The organism is Phenylobacterium sp. FG114, assembly GCF_057809855.1.
In genome coordinates this window covers 1-16135 of record NZ_JBMDKU010000012.1, presented here as the reverse complement: position 1 = coordinate 16135, position 16135 = coordinate 1, and the positions used below count along the sequence as shown (strand labels likewise).

At 68.3% G+C, this 16135-nt stretch carries 15 protein-coding genes; 5 read left to right on the top strand and 10 right to left on the bottom strand.

Annotated features, from left to right (window positions below; all coding sequences use genetic code 11):
- Positions 1 to 11: 11 nt before the first annotated feature.
- Both ACODSY_RS18880 and ACODSY_RS18875 read right to left on the bottom strand, forming a co-directional pair.
- Positions 12 to 386, bottom strand: coding sequence for a hypothetical protein (locus ACODSY_RS18880; RefSeq protein ID WP_488953425.1), 375 nt, complete (start codon positions 384 to 386; stop codon positions 12 to 14).
- A 30-nt stretch (positions 387 to 416) separates the two neighbouring features.
- Positions 417 to 1229 carry a universal stress protein gene (locus ACODSY_RS18875; RefSeq protein WP_488953424.1) on the bottom strand — a complete coding sequence of 271 codons (813 nt, stop codon included), beginning with the start codon at positions 1227 to 1229 and terminating at the stop codon, positions 417 to 419.
- A gap of 108 nt (positions 1230 to 1337) precedes the next feature.
- On the opposite strand from ACODSY_RS18875, the gene ACODSY_RS18870 reads away from it, so the two are divergent.
- Together ACODSY_RS18870 and ACODSY_RS18865 are read left to right on the top strand one after the other, a co-directional pair.
- Positions 1338 to 1982 carry a YfbR-like 5'-deoxynucleotidase gene (locus ACODSY_RS18870; RefSeq protein ID WP_488953423.1) on the top strand — a complete coding sequence of 215 codons (645 nt, stop codon included), beginning with the start codon at positions 1338 to 1340 and terminating at the stop codon, positions 1980 to 1982.
- Positions 1979 to 2941: an NUDIX hydrolase gene (locus tag ACODSY_RS18865; RefSeq protein ID WP_488953422.1), complete on the top strand. Its 963-nt coding sequence runs from the start codon at positions 1979 to 1981 to the stop codon at positions 2939 to 2941. Before ACODSY_RS18870 ends, ACODSY_RS18865 begins: the two co-directional genes overlap by 4 nt.
- Here ACODSY_RS18865 and ACODSY_RS18860 read toward each other — a convergent pair.
- The 3 genes from ACODSY_RS18860 to ACODSY_RS18850 form a co-directional block, all read right to left on the bottom strand.
- Positions 2877 to 3812 (bottom strand): sterol desaturase family protein, encoded by a 936-nt coding sequence (locus tag ACODSY_RS18860; RefSeq protein ID WP_488953421.1) that lies wholly within the window; start codon positions 3810 to 3812, stop codon positions 2877 to 2879. The genes ACODSY_RS18865 and ACODSY_RS18860 overlap by 65 nt on opposite strands.
- On the bottom strand, positions 3809 to 4198 hold the full coding sequence (locus ACODSY_RS18855) for a hypothetical protein (RefSeq protein WP_488953420.1): 390 nt from the start codon (positions 4196 to 4198) through the stop codon (positions 3809 to 3811). Before ACODSY_RS18855 ends, ACODSY_RS18860 begins: the two co-directional genes overlap by 4 nt.
- Before the next feature lie 159 nt (positions 4199 to 4357).
- The gene (locus ACODSY_RS18850; RefSeq protein WP_488953419.1) at positions 4358 to 4906 is read right to left on the bottom strand and encodes a porin family protein; all 549 of its coding nucleotides are present in this window, start codon (positions 4904 to 4906) and stop codon (positions 4358 to 4360) included.
- A 208-nt stretch (positions 4907 to 5114) separates the two neighbouring features.
- On the opposite strand from ACODSY_RS18850, the gene ACODSY_RS18845 reads away from it, so the two are divergent.
- Both ACODSY_RS18845 and ACODSY_RS18840 read left to right on the top strand, forming a co-directional pair.
- Positions 5115 to 6245 carry a beta-ketoacyl-ACP synthase III gene (locus tag ACODSY_RS18845; protein ID WP_488953418.1) on the top strand — a complete coding sequence of 377 codons (1131 nt, stop codon included), beginning with the start codon at positions 5115 to 5117 and terminating at the stop codon, positions 6243 to 6245.
- A 31-nt stretch (positions 6246 to 6276) separates the two neighbouring features.
- Complete coding sequence (locus ACODSY_RS18840) at positions 6277 to 7995, top strand: N-acyl-D-amino-acid deacylase family protein (protein ID WP_488953417.1); 1719 nt, start codon at positions 6277 to 6279, stop codon at positions 7993 to 7995.
- Positions 7996 to 8147: 152 nt separating this feature from the next.
- Here the strand turns inward: ACODSY_RS18840 and ppdK are convergent, their stop codons facing one another.
- The 5 genes from ppdK to ACODSY_RS18815 all read right to left on the bottom strand — a co-directional run bounded on the left by ppdK (position 8148) and on the right by ACODSY_RS18815 (position 15252).
- On the bottom strand, positions 8148 to 10841 hold the full coding sequence (ppdK, locus tag ACODSY_RS18835; RefSeq protein ID WP_488953416.1) for a pyruvate, phosphate dikinase: 2694 nt from the start codon (positions 10839 to 10841) through the stop codon (positions 8148 to 8150).
- A gap of 17 nt (positions 10842 to 10858) precedes the next feature.
- Positions 10859 to 13129: a glycine--tRNA ligase subunit beta gene (glyS, locus tag ACODSY_RS18830; RefSeq protein ID WP_488953415.1), complete on the bottom strand. Its 2271-nt coding sequence runs from the start codon at positions 13127 to 13129 to the stop codon at positions 10859 to 10861.
- Between the two features lie 5 nt (positions 13130 to 13134).
- Positions 13135 to 14019: a glycine--tRNA ligase subunit alpha gene (locus tag ACODSY_RS18825; protein ID WP_488953414.1), complete on the bottom strand. Its 885-nt coding sequence runs from the start codon at positions 14017 to 14019 to the stop codon at positions 13135 to 13137.
- A 105-nt stretch (positions 14020 to 14124) separates the two neighbouring features.
- Positions 14125 to 14538 (bottom strand): hypothetical protein, encoded by a 414-nt coding sequence (locus tag ACODSY_RS18820; RefSeq protein ID WP_488953413.1) that lies wholly within the window; start codon positions 14536 to 14538, stop codon positions 14125 to 14127.
- A 108-nt stretch (positions 14539 to 14646) separates the two neighbouring features.
- Entirely contained in the window at positions 14647 to 15252 is a 606-nt protein-coding gene (locus ACODSY_RS18815; RefSeq protein ID WP_488953412.1) for a fasciclin domain-containing protein, read from the bottom strand.
- Between the two features lie 386 nt (positions 15253 to 15638).
- Here ACODSY_RS18815 and ACODSY_RS18810 point away from each other — a divergent pair, with 386 nt between their 5' ends.
- A complete protein-coding gene (locus ACODSY_RS18810) occupies positions 15639 to 15977 on the top strand; it encodes a P-II family nitrogen regulator (protein ID WP_068878565.1) in 339 nt (112 codons plus the stop codon).
- Positions 15978 to 16135 lie beyond the last annotated feature (158 nt).

The following is a 16135-nucleotide window of genomic DNA, read 5'->3' as shown; positions in this document are numbered from 1 at the left end:
CCTTGCGGTCCTCAGGCCGCCGGTTGCACCTCGACCACCTTGTAGGTCAGCGGCCGGCCGTCTTCGTCGGTGACCGTGACATACTCTCCGACGGCAAAGCGGTGCTGCCCGAGGCGGTGCACGGGCTCGTCGTCGGCCGAGTCCTCTTCGTCGTAGTCGAAGAACCAACGCTGGCCCTTGCGCGCCAGGCGGCCGTCGACGGGATCTTCATCCGGCGCGAACCGGCGCACGGTGCAGGCGTCGCGCGCCTTGCCGTAGGCGGCCTCGTCCAGCATCCCGTCGGCCGTCAGCGGCGCGGTCAGCGAATAGCCGCGATGGTCGTCGCCCCCAGCGAACTCGGTTCCGGGATTGCGGGCCAGCCGCATCACGATGCGCGACAGGGTCATGGCATCACCTCTAGGTTTTGGATGGAAATTCTAGTGTGAGAGAAACAGGCTGGGGCTGTCCGAGTTCAGCAGCGTACGGGTGGTCCCGCCGAAGATGAACTCCTGCAGCCTCGGGTGGCCGAACGCGCCGGCTACCAGGATGTCCGCGCCGGCCGAGGCCGCCGCATGCAGGATCGCCGGCGCTGCGTCGCCGCTATCCGTCAAAAGCTGCACCTCGGACGCCACGCCGCGAGCGGCGTAGTAGCTCTGCAGACGCGTCGGATCGAAGGTGCGCGAACTGGCCTTAGGCGCGGCGATGATCACCACCTTCGACGCCTTTTCGAGCAGGGGCGTGGCCAGCCGCGCGGCGCGCGACGCTTCCTTGCCGCCATCCCAGGCCACCGCCACGACGCCGCCGACCTTGAGGCCTTCGCGGGCGATCAGCACCGGGCGCTGCTCGTCGGCCACCATCTGCTGGAAGGCCTCGGCGAGCGGGCCGCGGCCGCGCGCGGGGTCGCCCGTGAACACAACCACGTCCGAGAGTCGGCTCTCGGCGGAGAGGCCGGCCCACACGGGGGTCTGCAGGGCCACGAACTGGCTCTTGGCGTATCGAACGCTCTCGGCCGCCTTGCGCGCGTTGGCCTCGCCGGCGGCGGTCGCCTCCTTCAGCGACTCCAGGGCCGTGGTCTGGACGCCGCCCAGGAACCCCTCGCCCATCCAGGGCATGACGTCGGCGACGTCGGCCGGTGTGTAGACGCAGGCCAGTTCCGCGCCGAAGGGCTCGGCGATCATCGCTGCAGCGGCCACGGCCGCCGCGTCGCCCTGTCCGCCCGACAACGGCGCCATGATGCGCGCCCAACTCATATGTGCATCCTCTTCACGCCCCATCATCTTCTATCCTGTTCCGACCCGGATTGATCTTTGTCAGTCCCTGGGCCAGTTCACGACCTCGACAGTGAAAGGAATGCGCGGGTGAGGAAAGGGCTGCGTCGCACGAAGGAGGCGCCCCGAGCCTGGCAGCGGATGTTGTCGGGCCGCCGGCTGGACCTTCTCGACCCCTCCCCCATGGATATCGAGATCGAGGACATTGCCCACGGGCTGGCCCGGGTTGCGCGCTGGAACGGCCAGACCGTCGGCGAGCATGCCTTCTCGGTGGCGCAGCATTCGGTGGTGGTCGAGGAGATCGTCGCCCACATCCAGCCCGACATCGAGCCACGCTGGCGGCTGGCGGCTCTGCTGCACGACGCATCGGAATATGTGATCGGCGACATGATCAGCCCGTTCAAGGCGGCGTTGGGGTATGACTATAAGCTGTTCGAAGAGCGGCTGGAGAACGCGATCCACGTGCGCTTCGGCTTGCCTGCCAAGACGCCGACCGCGATCAAGAAGCTGATCAAGCAGGCTGACCGCGCCTGCGCGTTCTTCGAGGCCACGCAACTGGCCGGCTTCAGCCACGCCGAGAGCCTGGACTTTTTCGGCGCGCCGCCGGCCGGCTATGCGCTGACCATCGAGCCGCAGGCTCCATTCGAGGCCCAAGCGCACTACGTCCGCCGCTTCGAGGTGCTCTCCGAGGCGGCAGGCTACGTCAGTCACGCCCAGGCGTTTGACACCGAATGACCAGCACGCTCGTCATCGGTCTGTCGGCGGTGGTGGTGGCCATCAAGGATGGCGAAGCCGTCGCGCTCACCGTCCGACAGAAGACGGCGGGCGGCGATCTCACCAGCCTGCCGTTCGGCCCGTTCGACCCCGATGGCCACCGCACCTTCGAGCTGGCGCTGCGGGCCTTCGTGACCGAACAGACGCGGTTCGACCTGGGTTATGTCGAGCAGCTCTACACCTTCGGCGACAAGGGCCGCGACGCGCCGCTCGCCGACCTGGGCGACGGCGACGCCGCCGCGCGGGTGATTTCCGTGGGCTACCTGGCGCTGGCCCCCGCGGCGGTCGACACCCACTTCGCGGGGAGCGAATGGCGGCCCTGGTCGCGGATCTTCCCGTGGGAGGACTGGCGCATGGGCCGTCCCGCGGCGTTCGATGCGGTGGAGGCGGCGCTTCGGACCTGGGCCGGCAACGACGCCCAGCGGCTCGCCCGCGCGCGGCTGCTGTTCGCCCTGGATGGCGCACCCTGGAACGAGGAGCGCGTGCTGGAGCGCTACGAGCTGCTCTACGAGGCGGGCCTGGTCTCCGAGGCCGCCCGCGACCGCGGCGAAGCGGCCCCCGCGCGCGGCGAAGCGCTGACGGCGGCTCTGGGCGAACCGATGGCCTCGGACCACCGGCGCATCCTGGCGACCGCGCTGGGTCGGCTCCGCGGCAAGCTCAAGTATCGCCCGGTGGTGTTCGAGCTGATGCCGGACGCCTTCACGCTCTCGGCCCTGCAGCGGACGGTCGAGGCGATCGCCGGCGTCCCCCTGCACAAGCAAAACTTCCGGCGCGCGCTGGAGCGCGCCGAGCTGGTTGAGGGCCTGGGTCGCCTGGACGCCGACACGGGCGGCCGCCCCGCCGAGCTGTTCCGCTTCAGGCGCGAGATCCTTGGGGCTCGGCCGGTGTCGGGGCTGAGCCTGCCGCTGTTGCGGGACTAGTCCGCGCCTTGATCATCGCGCTGGTCTCGCGGCTGCCGTCGTGGCTCCAGCCGGGGGGGCCGAAAACGTAGCCCAAAGCGTGACGCGGGTGGCGTAGGGCGTCGGAGGCCATGGCGATCCACTCATGGAACGCCACGCGGAGGATGTTGAAGGTCGCGAGGTTCTTCACCACCCCGTACTTGCAGGGCTCCGCTTCCAACTCGGGCTGGAAGGTGCCGAACATCTTGTCCCAAATGATCAGGATGCCTGCGTAGTTGCGGTCGAGGTAGACGGCGTTGCGGGCGTGATGCACCCGGTGATGCGATGGCGTGTTGAACACCGCCTCGAACCAGCGCGGCAGCTTTTTGATCGCCTCGGTATGGATCCAGTACTGGTAGACGAGGCTGATCCCCTTCTGGATGGCGATCATGGCCGGCGGGAAGCCCAGCCAGGCCAGGGGCAGCCAAAGCAGCCAGGTGCCCGCCACGCCGCCGGTCCAGGTCTGCCGCAGCGCCGTCGACAGGTTGTAGTGCTGGCTGGTGTGGTGGTTCACGTGGGCCGCCCACCAGAACCGCCGCTCGTGGCTGACGCGGTGGAAGACGTAGTAGGTCAGATCCTCCAGCAGGAAGATCGCCACCCAGGCCCAGATCGCCGTCATCGGGATCGTGAACAGCCGGTGCTCGTAGACCCAGAGCGTGCAGGCGAAAACCAGGCCCGCCGTCAGCAGCCCGGCCACCGACGACATCAGCCCCATCCCCAGGGACACCGCCGTATCCCTGGTCTCGTAGCGCGCGTCCGCCTTGCCCAGGCGGGCCAGGACGATCTCCAGGATGATCGAGAGGATGAAGAACGGCGTCGCGAGGGTGACCGGGTCGAACTCGGCCTTCATCATGCGGCGAGGTCCTTGGGCGGCCACGACGGCAGCGAGATGGTGGCGCGCGGCGCGGCGATGTCCGCGAGGTCCACGCAGAGCTTGCCATTCTTGAAGCTGGCGGCGATGGCCTGGGCCCACGGGATCTGGCGGGCGGCAAAGCCGTCGCCCACCTGGCATATCACCAGGGCGAGACCGCCGGACTTGGCTAGCGCCCCGGCCCCATCCGAAGCCACCCAGACGGCGTCCAGCTTGCGCCCGGGGAACTCGTACTCGAACAGGCCGCGGGCCTTGTGCTCGTCCAGCGGGCCGGACGGCCTGGAAATCTTGGCCCAGGCCGCGATGGCGACCAGCACGCCGACCGCCGCCGTCGACGCGGCCAGTTGAACGAAGAAGGCCTCGTCCATGGCAGGCTCTCCCAAACTCGACTTTCGAGCCGCCGAGCGTGGGCGCGCGACGACGGCCGGTCAAGGAAAAGGCCACCCTGCGACAGGGTGGCCTTCCTTCAGGCGCTGGCGTCCCTGGGAGGGACTGGGAACGCGCCGGCGCCCGAAGCTCCGGGCGCCTTAGAAGCGGCGCGTGTAACCGACCGTCCACACGTTGGCGTGAGCCGAGCTGTCCTCGAACTCCTTGCGGGTGAAGTCGACGCGGATGCCGTTCTGACCGTCGAAGTGGTGCTGGGCGCCCACGCCGAAGTTCCAGGACTCCTGGGAATCGGAGGCCGAGACCCCGGCCGCCTTGGCGCGCAGCTTGGTGGTGCCGTAGCCGACGCGGGCGAGCATGTCGGTGTTCGGGCCGATCGGCAGGAAGCCCACGCCATAGGCGGCGGCGTCGTACTTCAGCTTCGTGTTCACATCGACGCCGGCGATGGTGTCGGTGTCGCTCTTCAGGCCGGTGCCGAGGTCGCCCTCGACGCCGATGAAGTTGTTGAAGCGATAGCCGAGCCTGGCGCCAATCACGCCGAGGTCGACGCCGCTGCCGTCGGCGATCCCGGCGCTGACGCCGCCGTATACACCCGTGGGGACCGCGGCGGTGGAGGCGATCTGGGCCTGCGCAAAGGCGGGGACAGCGGCGATGGCGGCCAGGGCGGCCGTGGCAATGAGAGCTTTTTTCATTTTGGGGGAGGAACTCCGTACTCGTTCTGGACAGCCCGCCCAGTCCCGTGAGGGATCGACGCCAAACGCGGCCCGGCGCAGACGGTTCTTTGGCGAAGGTTTGTTCAGTTGGTGTCTGTGGCCTTCCTGCAACAGGCCTTCCCGACGTCCAAGGTGACGCGGCGCATGGTCGTGGTAATCAGGCGGCCAAAGTCCGGAAGGAAGACGAATGACCGACGCGGTGATCGCCGCCACGGGGCTCTATACGCCGCCCTACAGCCTCTCGAACGAAGAACTGGTCGAGACCTTCAACACCTATGTGGCCCGCTTCAACGAACGGAACGCGGAGGCCATCGCCGCGGGCGAGGTCCAGGCGCTGACGCCCTCCTCCGCCGAGTTCATCGAGAAGGCCTCGGGCATAAAGTCGCGGTTCGTGGTCGACAAGACCGGCCTGATCGACCCCGAGCGGATGGCGCCGAATATCCCCGAACGTCCGAACGAGGAGATCTCCCTGCTGGCCGAGATCGCCGTCGCCGCGGCGAAGGATGCGATCGCGCGCTGGGGCAAGGACGTCAGCCAGATCGGCGCCGTGATCTGCGCGGCGTCCAACATGCAACGAGCCTATCCGGCCATGGCCATCGAGGTGCAGCAGGCGTTGGGCATCGAGGGCTTCGCGTTCGACATGAACGTGGCGTGCTCATCGGCGACCTTCGGCATCAAGACCGCCGCCGACTTCGTAGGCTCGGGCTCCGCTCGGGCCGTGCTGATGGTCAATCCGGAGATCTGTTCCGGCCACCTCAACTTCCGCGACCGCGACAGCCACTTCATCTTCGGGGACGTCGCCACGGCCGTGATCGTCGAGCGCGCCGAGGACGCCTCAGGTTCAGGCAAGGGGGCCGGCTGGGATATCCTCGGCACGCGGCTCAAGACCCAGTTCTCCAACAACATCCGCAACAACTTCGGCTTCCTGAACCGCGGCGCGCCCGAGGGGATCGGCAAGCCCGACAAGCTGTTCGTGCAGGAGGGCCGCAAGGTGTTCCGCGAGGTGGTGCCGATGGTCTCGGAGATGATCGTCGAGCACGCAAACGAGCTGGGCCTCGATCCCCACGGCCTGAAGCGCCTCTGGCTGCACCAGGCCAACATCAACATGAACGAGATGATCGGGAAGCGCGTCCTGGGCCGCGAACCGGCGCCGGGCGAGAACGTGATCATCCTGGACGAGTACGCCAACACCTCGTCGGCCGGCTCGATCATCGCCTTCCACAAGGCCAACGACGACTTCGCGGCGGGCGACACCGGCCTGATCTGCTCGTTCGGGGCGGGCTATTCGGCCGGGACGGTGTTCGTCCGCAAGCGGTGAGGCTAGGCTCCCCCGGCTGAGGGAGTCCCGCATGACCAAGCTGTTCGCCGCCACCGCCGTGGCCCTGTGCCTGTCCGCGTCGACGGCAATCTCCGCGCCCCAGTACGACCTCGCGATCCGGGGCGGCGAGATCTACGACGGCTCGGGCGGCGCCCCGGTGAAGGGCGACGTCGCGATCAGGGGCCAGCGGGTCGCCTGCGTGGGCGTGTGCCCCGGCGCGGCGACGAAGACGGTCGACGCGACCGGCAAGGCCGTCTCGCCCGGCTTCATCAACATGCTGTCCTGGTCGACCGAGAGCCTGATCCAGGACGGCCGTGCGCTGTCCGAGCTCAAGCAGGGCGTGACCCTGGAGGTGATGGGCGAAGGCGACTCCATGGGGCCGCTCAGCCCCGAGATGAAGCGCCTGGCCGTCCAGCGGCAGGGCGACATCAAATACCCGGTCGCCTGGACCACGCTCGACGAATACCTGCGCTTCCTCGAGAACAAGGGCGTCTCGGTGAACGTGGCCTCGTTCATCGGCGCCGCGAGCACCCGCATCCATGTGCTGGGCGAAGGGGACGTGGACCCCACCCCCGAGCAACTGGCCCAGATGCGGGCGCTGGTGACCAAGGCCATGGAGGACGGCGCGATGGGCGTCGGCTCCTCGCTGATCTACGCCCCGGGCAGCTACGCCGAGACGGACGAGCTGGTGGCCCTGGTCACCGAGGCGGGCCGCTGTGGCGGTATGTACATCAGCCACATGCGCTCCGAGGGAAACCGGCTGGAGCAGGCGGTGGACGAGCTGATCACCATCTCGCGGCGCTCGGGCGCGCCGGCCGAGATCTATCACCTGAAGGCCAGCGGCAAGCCGAACTGGGGCAAGCTCGACGGCGTGTTGAAACAGATCGAGGCGGCGCGCGGGGATGGCCTGCGGATCACAGCCGACATGTACACCTATCCCGCCGGTTCCACCGGCCTGGACGCGGCCATGCCCACCTGGGTGCAGGCCGGCGGCGTCGAGCAGTGGATCGCGCGGCTGAAGGACCCCGCCACCCGGGCGAAGGTGAAGGCCGAGATGATCGGCGAGCCGGTCGGCTTCGAAAACCTGCAGCGGCACGCCGGCGCCGAGGGCACCCTGCTGGTCGGCTTCAAGAACCCCAAGCTCAAGCCGCTGACCGGCAAGACCCTGGCCCAAGTGGCCCAGGAACGCGGCGTCAGTCCGCAGGACGCCGCCATCGACCTGGTCATCGAAGACGGCAGCCGCGTCCAGGTGGTCTATTTCCTGATGGACGAGGCCAATGTCGCGCGCCAGACCGCCCTGCCCTGGATGAGCTTCGGCTCCGACGCCGAGGGCCAGGCGCCGGAGGGACCGTTCCTGCTGTCGTCGACCCATCCCCGCGCCTACGGCAACTTCTCACGCCTACTGGCCAAGTACGTGCGCGACGAGAAGCGGCTCACGCTCGGCGAAGCGGTGCGGAAGCTCTCGGCGCTGCCCGCCCACAACCTGGGCCTCCACGACCGGGGCATGCTGAAGGTCGGGAACTACGCCGACGTGGTGGTCTTCGACCCGGCGACCGTCCAGGACCACGCCACCTTCGAGAAGCCGCAGCAGTTCTCCACCGGCGTCAGCGAGGTGGTGGTCAACGGCCATCTCGCGCTGGCGAACGGCGAACCCACGGACGCGCGGCCCGGCCAGGTCGTCCGCGGCCGCGGCTGGACCGGCTGGAAGGACGGCGGTTGCCGCAAGTCGGCGAAGGACTGGAGTTGGTGATCTAGTCCCTCCCCCGTTGGGGGAGGTGTCGCCGAAGGCGACGGAGGGAGGTTTCCTCTTCCGCTTCGAGGCAAGGGGCGTCCTACCCTCCGGGAGGAAGCCCCCTCACCTGCTTCGCGGGAGCTCCCCCAGCGGGGGAGCAACTGGAAGCACTACCGGTCCTTCTCGCGCTCCCCGATGGCGGCCTGCGCCGCCGCGAGCCTCGCGATGGGCACGCGGTAGGGTGAGCAACTCACGTAGTCCAAGCCCACGGCCTCGCAGAATTGGATCGAGGCCGGGTCGCCGCCGTGCTCGCCGCAGATGCCGAGCTTGACGTTCGGCCGGGCCGCGCGGCCACGTTCGGCGGCGATCTTGATCAGGTCGCCGACCCCTTCCTGGTCGAGGCTGACGAAGGGGTCCTTCTCGAAGATGCCCTTGTCGATATAGGCGTTCAGGAACCTGCCGCTGTCGTCGCGGCTGATGCCGAAGGTCGTCTGCGTCAGGTCGTTGGTGCCGAACGAGAAGAACTCGGCGTACTCGGCCAGGTCGCCGGCCCGGATCGCCGCGCGCGGCAGCTCGACCATGGTGCCGACCATGTACTCGATGGCGACGCCCTTCTCGGCGATCACCTCTTTCGCCGTCTTGTCCGTGAGCTGGCGCAGGAACTTCATCTCCTCGCCCTTGGCGACCAGCGGATGCATGATCTCCGGGATCGGAGCGGGGCGGCCCTCGGCGGCGACCTCACAGGCCGCTTCGATGATGGCGCGGACCTGCATCTCGTAGATCTCGGGGTACGACACCCCCAGGCGGCAACCGCGGTGGCCCAGCATCGGGTTCACCTCGTGCATCTCCTGGGCCCGACGCAGCAGCTTGGCGGCGTCCAGGCCGGTGGCCTCGGCCACCGCCTGCACATCCTCTTCGGTGTGCGGCAGGAACTCGTGCAACGGCGGGTCCAGCAGGCGGATGGTGACCGGCAGGCCCTCCATGATCTTGAACAGGTCGACGAAGTCCTGGCGCTGCATGGGCAGGATCTTGGCCAGCGCCTGCTTCCGGCCGGCCACGTCGTCGGCGAGGATCATTTCGCGCACGGCGGCGATCCGGTCCGGATCGAAGAACATGTGCTCGGTGCGGCACAGGCCGATGCCCTCGGCGCCGAATTGGCGGGCGGTCTGTGCGTCGAGCGCGGTCTCGGCGTTGGCGCGAACCTTCAGGCGGCGCACCTCGTCGGCCCAGGCCATCAGCGCGGCGAAATCGCCCGACAGCTCCGGTTCGATCATCTTCACCGCGCCCTTCAGCACCTCGCCGGTCGAGCCGTCGATGGTGATGATGTCGTACGCCTTGATCGACTGGCCGCGCGCGCGGAACTCGCCGGTGCGCGCGTCGATGTGGATCTCGCCCGCGCCCGAGACGCAGGGCCGGCCCATGCCGCGCGCCACCACGGCCGCGTGGCTGGTCATGCCGCCGCGGGCGGTCACGATGCCGCGGGCGGCATCCATGCCGCGGATGTCTTCCGGAGAGGTTTCCTCGCGGACCAGGATCACCGCCTCGCCAGAGCCGCCCAGCTTCTCGGCTTCCTCGGCCGTGAACACCACCTTGCCCGTGGCTGCGCCGGGCGACGCCGGCAGTCCTGTGGCTACCACGTCGCGCGGGCTCGCGGGATCGATGGTCGGATGAAGCAACTGATCCAGCGACCCGGGCTCGACGCGCATCACCGCTTCGGCCTTGGTGATCAGGCCTTCGTTGGCCAGGTCGACCGCCACTTTCAGCGCCGCCTTTGCGGTGCGCTTCCCGTTGCGGGTCTGCAGCATGTAGAGCCGGCCCTGTTCGACCGTGAACTCGATATCCTGCATGTCGCGGTAGTGCTTCTCGAGCTTACCGACGACCTCCTTGAACTGGGCGAACACCTCGGGAAGCGCCTCTTCCATCGAAGGGTTCGTGTCGCCCATCTCCTCGCGGGCCACCTTGGTCAGGGGCTGCGGCGTGCGGATGCCGGCGACCACGTCCTCGCCCTGGGCGTTGATCAGGAACTCGCCGTAGAGGCGGTTGTCGCCCGTCGAGGGATTGCGCGTGAAGGCCACGCCCGTGGCCGAACCGTCGCCCATGTTGCCGAACACCATGGACTGGATGTTCACCGCCGTGCCCCAGCTCTCGGGGATGTCGTGCATGCGGCGGTAGAACTTGGCCCGGTCGTTCATCCAGCTGGCGAACACGGCCCCGATGGCGCCCCAGAGCTGTTCGTTCGGGTCCTGCGGGAACGGCTCGCCGCGCTCGTCCTCGACGGCGCGCTTGTAGTCGGCGACCACGGCTTCCCAGTCCTGCGCGGACAGGCCGGTGTCGACGTGGATGTCCAGGCGGTCCTTATGGTCGTCCAGGATCTCTTCGAACATGTGGTGGTCCAGATCGAGGACCACGTTCGAGTACATCTGGATGAAGCGGCGGTAGCTGTCGAACGCGAAGCGGCGGTCGCCCGACAGCTTGGCCAGGCCTTCCACCGTCTCGTCGTTCAGGCCCAGATTGAGGACCGTGTCCATCATACCGGGCATCGAGGCCCGCGCCCCCGAGCGCACCGAGACCAGCAGCGGGTTCGCCGCGTCGCCGAACGTCTTGCCGGTGATCTGCTCGACCTTCGCGAGGCCTGCGGCCACCTGCTCGCGCAGGCCGTCCGGATAGGCGCGGCCGTTCGAATAGTAGTGGGTGCAGGCCTCGGTGGTGACGGTGAAGCCTGGAGGCACCGGCAGGCCCAGCGACGACATCTCAGCCAGGTTGGCGCCCTTGCCCCCCAGCAGGTTCTTCATCGAAGCATCGCCGTCGGCCGAGCCGCCGCCGAAGGCATAGACCCACCGCGTCTTCACCATCGTCTCGGCCATCTCGTTTCGTCCCCTAGCTAGCCCGTAACCTGAGCGAAATCCGCCACTTGACCCATGGCGTCACGAACCTTCGCCAGGAGGCGAAGGCGGTTGTCCCGCTCTTCGGATACCGTGGAATTTACTAACACCTTGTCGAAGAAAGCGTCGACGGGCGCGCGAAGGCTCGCCAGCAGCCGCATGGCGCCGGCGAAGTCCTCGGCGTCCAGGGCCGCGTCCAGCTTCGCATCCGCCGCCGCAACCGCTTCGATGAGCGCAATTTCCTCGGCCGAGGACGACGCCATCCGCACCGGCGCGCCGGCGGGCAACGGACCCTTCTTCTCCTCGGCCTTGAGGATGTTCACTGCGCGCTTGTATCCCGCCAGAAGGTTCGCGCCGTCCTCGGTCTTGAGGAAGGCGTCGAGGGCGTTCACGCGCGCCACGATGCGGACCAGGTCGTCATCGCCCAGGGCGAAGATGGCGGCCACCAGGTCGTGCCGCTGGCCCCTGTCGCGGAGCCAGACCTGCAGGCGGTCGGCGAAGAACGCCACGATCTCGTCGGCCACGTCGTCGTAGGGCCGGAACTCGTAGAGCACGCGCCCCGTGGGCTTCTCACGCTCGAGGCGGTCGAAGACGATGTCCACATCGCGATCCATGGCCACCACCTGCGGCGGGCCGCCCAGCAGCGCCTCGTCGAATTCCCGCAGGTAGACCTCGAACTCCTGCGACTTCGCCCGGCCGCCCGCGCCGAGGTGCACCGTCACCTTCGGCGTCGAGACCCACAGGGCCCGACCCGGATCCACGAAGCAGCGCAGCGATCGGTACCAATCGGCCACCGCCTGGCGCAGCGGAATGCGCAGCTCCGAGCCCAGCACGATGCGGATCACGCCCAGGGCGGCGCGGCGCAGCGCGAACGGATCGCGCGAACCGGTGGGCTTCTCGTTGATCGCGAAGAAGGCGGACAGGGTGTCCAGCTTGTCGGCCAGCGCCACCGCCATGGTCACCGGGCGGTCAGGAACCTCGTCGTTCGCCCCGACCGGCTTGTAGTGATCGCGGATCGCCTCGACGACGAGCGGCGAAAGCCCCTCGGCCTGGGCATAGTAGCCGCCCATGACCCCTTGGAGTTCGGGGAATTCCCCCACGACGCCCGTGCCCAGGTCGGCCTTGGCCAGGCGCGCGGCCTGCGTGGCCTTGGCGACGTCGGCCCCGACCCGTGGCGCGAGGGCGGCCGCCAGCATCTCGAGGCGCTCGACGCGCTCGTACATGGCGCCCAGCTTGGCGTGGAACGTCACGCCCTTCAGCTTCTCCAAGCGGTCTTCCAGCCTGGTCTTGCGGTCTTCGTCCCAGAAGAAGCGGGCGTCGGAAAGTCGCGCGGCCAACACCTTGGCATTGCCCCTCGCGATGGTCTTCCCGCCATCGGTGGCGTCGATATTGGCCACCGTGAGGAAGTGCGGCGCCAGCTTGCCCGACTTGGGGTCGCGCACCGCGAAGAACCGCTGGTGGACCCGCATGGAGGTGCGGATCACCTCGGGCGGCAGGTCCAGGAAGGCAGGATCCATGTCGCCCAGGACCGGGACCGGCCATTCCACCAGGCCCGCCACTTCCTCGAGCAGGCCCTGGTCCTCGACGAGCTCCAGGTTTCGCGCGAAGCAGAGCGTCCGGGCGGCGTCGACGATGCGATCCTTCCGCTCCTGCGGGTCGAGAACGACGTAGTGCTTCTCCAGCTTCTCGGCGTAGGCCTCGAAGTCCTTCGCCTTGAACGACTGGCCCGAGCCCATGAAGCGGTGGCCCTGGGTCGTGTCGCCGCTCGGGATGCCGTCGACCTGGAACGGCACGACCTCGCCGTCGAAGGTGCAGAGGATCCGACGCAGCGGGCGCACCCAGCGCAGCTTGCTGGTCCCGGACACCATCGACTTCGGCCAGGGGAACTCGCGGACGATGCCCCCGACCATCTCGGCGACGATCTCAGGCGTCGGACGGCCCTTGCGATGGACGTGGGCGAACCACACGCCGTCCTTCTCGGTGAGATCGGCCTTCTGCAGGCCGTTCTTGCGCAGAAAGCCCTCAAGGGCCTGTTCCGGCGCGTTGGTGCGCGGACCCTTCAGCTCCTCATGCCGGTCCTTTTGGGCCTCGGGCAGCCCCTCGGCCACCAGGGTCAGGCGGCGCGAGCCGGCGAAGGTCTTCAGCGCCTCGGGCAGGAGGCCCTCGGCGGCCAGGCGCTCGCGGGCCATCCGCTCCAGGTCGCGGGCGGCCCCAGCCTGCATGCGCGCGGGGATCTCTTCGGAGAGCAGTTCGAGCAGGAGCTGCGGCATGGTCTCTAAGCGTTCCCGCCTTGGTCGGCCACCCAGGCCTCGGCGCACATCTTACAGAGGTCGCGGATACGTCCGATGTAGCTTTGGCGCTCGGCGACGGCGATGGCGCCGCGGGCGTCCATGATGTTGAACAGGTGGCTCGCCTTCAGCACATGGTCGTAGGCCGGCAGCGCCAAGGATTGGCCCTGGCGTCCCTTCGCGGCCAGGATGCGCGGCACCTCGCGCTCCATGTCCTCGAACTGGCGCTTGGCCGTGGCGACGTCGGCGACCTCAAGCTCGAAGGCCGAGAACTGCTGCTCGTTGGCCAGGTAAATGTCGCCGTACTTGAACTCGTCGTTGAACTGCAGGTCGTAGACGTTGTCCTTGTCCTGCAGGTACAGGCTGAGCCGCTCCAGCCCGATCGTCAGCTCGCCGGCTACCGGGAACACGTCTAGGCCGCCCACCTGCTGGAAGTAGGTGTACTGGGTGATCTCCATCCCGTCGCACCAGACTTCCCATCCCAAGCCCCAGGCCCCCACCGTGGGGTTTTCCCAGTCGTCCTCGACGAAGCGGATGTCGTGCACCCGGGGATCGATGCCGATGGCCTCCAGGCAGCCCAGGTAGAGCTCCTGCAGATTCTCGGGGTTGGGCTTGAGGATGACCTGATACTGGTGGTGCTGGTGGAGCCGGTTGGGGTTCTCTCCGTAGCGGCCGTCGGCCGGCCGGCGCGAGGGCTGCACATAGGCCACCTTCCACGGTTTCGGCCCCAGGGTTCGCAGCACGGTCATCGGCGACAGGGTGCCGGCCCCGATCTCCACATCGTAGGGCTGCAGAATCGCGCAGCCCTGACGGCTCCAATAGTCATGGAGTTTCAGGATAAGGCCCTGAAAAGACAGTGGTTGGTCGGGCATTGGGGGACGGGCTGTTCGCAGTCGCAAAAAAGTCGGCGGACCATAGGGCCCGCCGACCTTCGCTTCAACCCGCCGAAGCGGGGTGATTTCAGGACGCGCGCAGGATCAATTCCCGCGGGCGGCCGTGCGCTTGCCGGCCCGGGACATGGGCTGGCCGTACTTGGCGCGGTTCTCCGCCGTGTCGGGCACCGGCCCATTGGTGACCGTCGTGGTGGTGACGCTGGCGGCCTGGGCGTTGTCGGTCGCCGAAGGCGCCGGGGTGGTCACGTCGGTCGAAGCCGTAGCCGCGACGCCGGTGTCGACGGGCGGCGCGGCGATGCCGGCGGACGCCGGGGCCGAACCCACCGGCACGGTCACCTTCTCGGTGTACTGCTTGTCGTCGGTCGGGGAATGGGCCCCGTTCCAGTCGCCGGTGACCGACCCGGGGGTCGGCGCCTTGGGCGCGGGATCCTGGGCGTAGGCTGCGCCGCTCACGAGGGCGACAGCGGCCGTGGCGGTGGCGAAAAGGGCGATCTTCATCGTCAGAACTCCGGTTGATGGCGCGATCTCTGGCCCCATCCTCGATGTGCTGACGCTCTACGGCTCAGGCGGGTGGTTGGTTCCCACCTGAGCCCTAGGTTTTATCGCCTACTGCTTGGCCGGAGCCGTGGCGGAGGCATCGGCGGCCGGGGCCGCGGCGGGGGTTTCTACAGCGCCCTGCCCCGAGACCAGGACATGGTCCACGACGTGCAGCAGGCCGCTGCCGGTGCGCAGGTCGGCCTGGGTGATGGTCGCGCCATCCACCTTCAGCTTGCCGCCCTCGTCGCTGCCGTCGAGCAGGATGGTGTCGCCGGCGCCCGAAGGAATGGGGCCCTTCGCGCCCTTGATCTTCGTGGAGTCGATCGGTGCGTTGACCACGTGGTGCAGGACGAACTTCTGCATCGCGGTCTTGTCGGACTTCAGCTTCGCCAGCTCGGCGGGCGGCATGGCTGCGAACGCCGCATCGGTCGGCGCGAAGACCGTCAGGTTCTTGTTGGTCTTCAGCAGGCCGGCGAGGTTCGTGGCGTCGATGCCCCCTACGAAGGTGGTGAACTGCCCCGAGAGCTTCAGGGTGTCGACGAGATCGCCCTGAACGGCGACAGGCTTGGCGGCGTCTGCGGAAGCGGCGGCCGGCTCCTGGGCCTGGGCGGCGAGCGGCGCGGCGCCGATTGCGGCGACGGCGGCGGCGGCGAGGAGGAAGCGGGTCGGCGACATTCGTGGTCCTTGTGGTTACGGCGGCCCGGTGAGCGTCGGACCGCAGGTGACTACGCTGGAGACATAAAGGCGGTTCCCGTCCCCGGCAGTCGCGAGATTAGGGACGGAAAGCGCCGGATTTACGACGACCTCTAGATGCGTCAAGCGCCCGCCGTCCTCTCTGGACGGCCATATTTGCGCAAATTCCCGGCGCCCGCGGCTCTCGGCGCCCAGGATTTGGGCTCCAGCCGGCTTCTTCATCGAACCGTCACCCCAGCGGTCCGCGCCGTGCGGCGCCCCGACATAGCGTCGCTTCGACCGCCGCCAAGGGGATGAACGGCGCGGCGGTCTTCGGACGAACGAGAGGGGTTGGGCCCGCCCTCAGGGCCGGACGCGGGAGCGAGCGGATGAAACTCATCATGGCGATCGTCAAACCGTTCAAGCTGGACGACGTGCGCGAAGCGCTCGTCGGGGCCGGCGTGGAAGGTCTGACGGTCTCGGAGGTCAAGGGATATGGCCGGCAGAAGGGCCAGACCGAGATCTATCGGGGGGCGGAGTACCAGATCAACTTCCTGCCCAAGGTGAAGCTCGAGGCCGTCGTCGACGACGCGGCGGCGGGCAAGGCGGTGGAGGCCATCAAGGCCGCGGCCGCCACCGGCAAGATCGGTGACGGAAAGATCTTCGTCCTCGACGTCTCGGAGGCGGTGCGCATCCGGACGGGCGAGACCGGCGCGGCGGCGCTCTAGCGACACGGGACAAGGGGATATGATCATGAAATTCTTCGGAAAACAGCGGCTGGCAGGGCTGATGCTCGCCGCCGCCGTGGCCGGGGCGCCGCTGGCGTCGACGGCCGTAGCCCAGGAGGCTGCGGCGCCTGCCGCCGCGGCGCCGGCGGCGGCGCCCG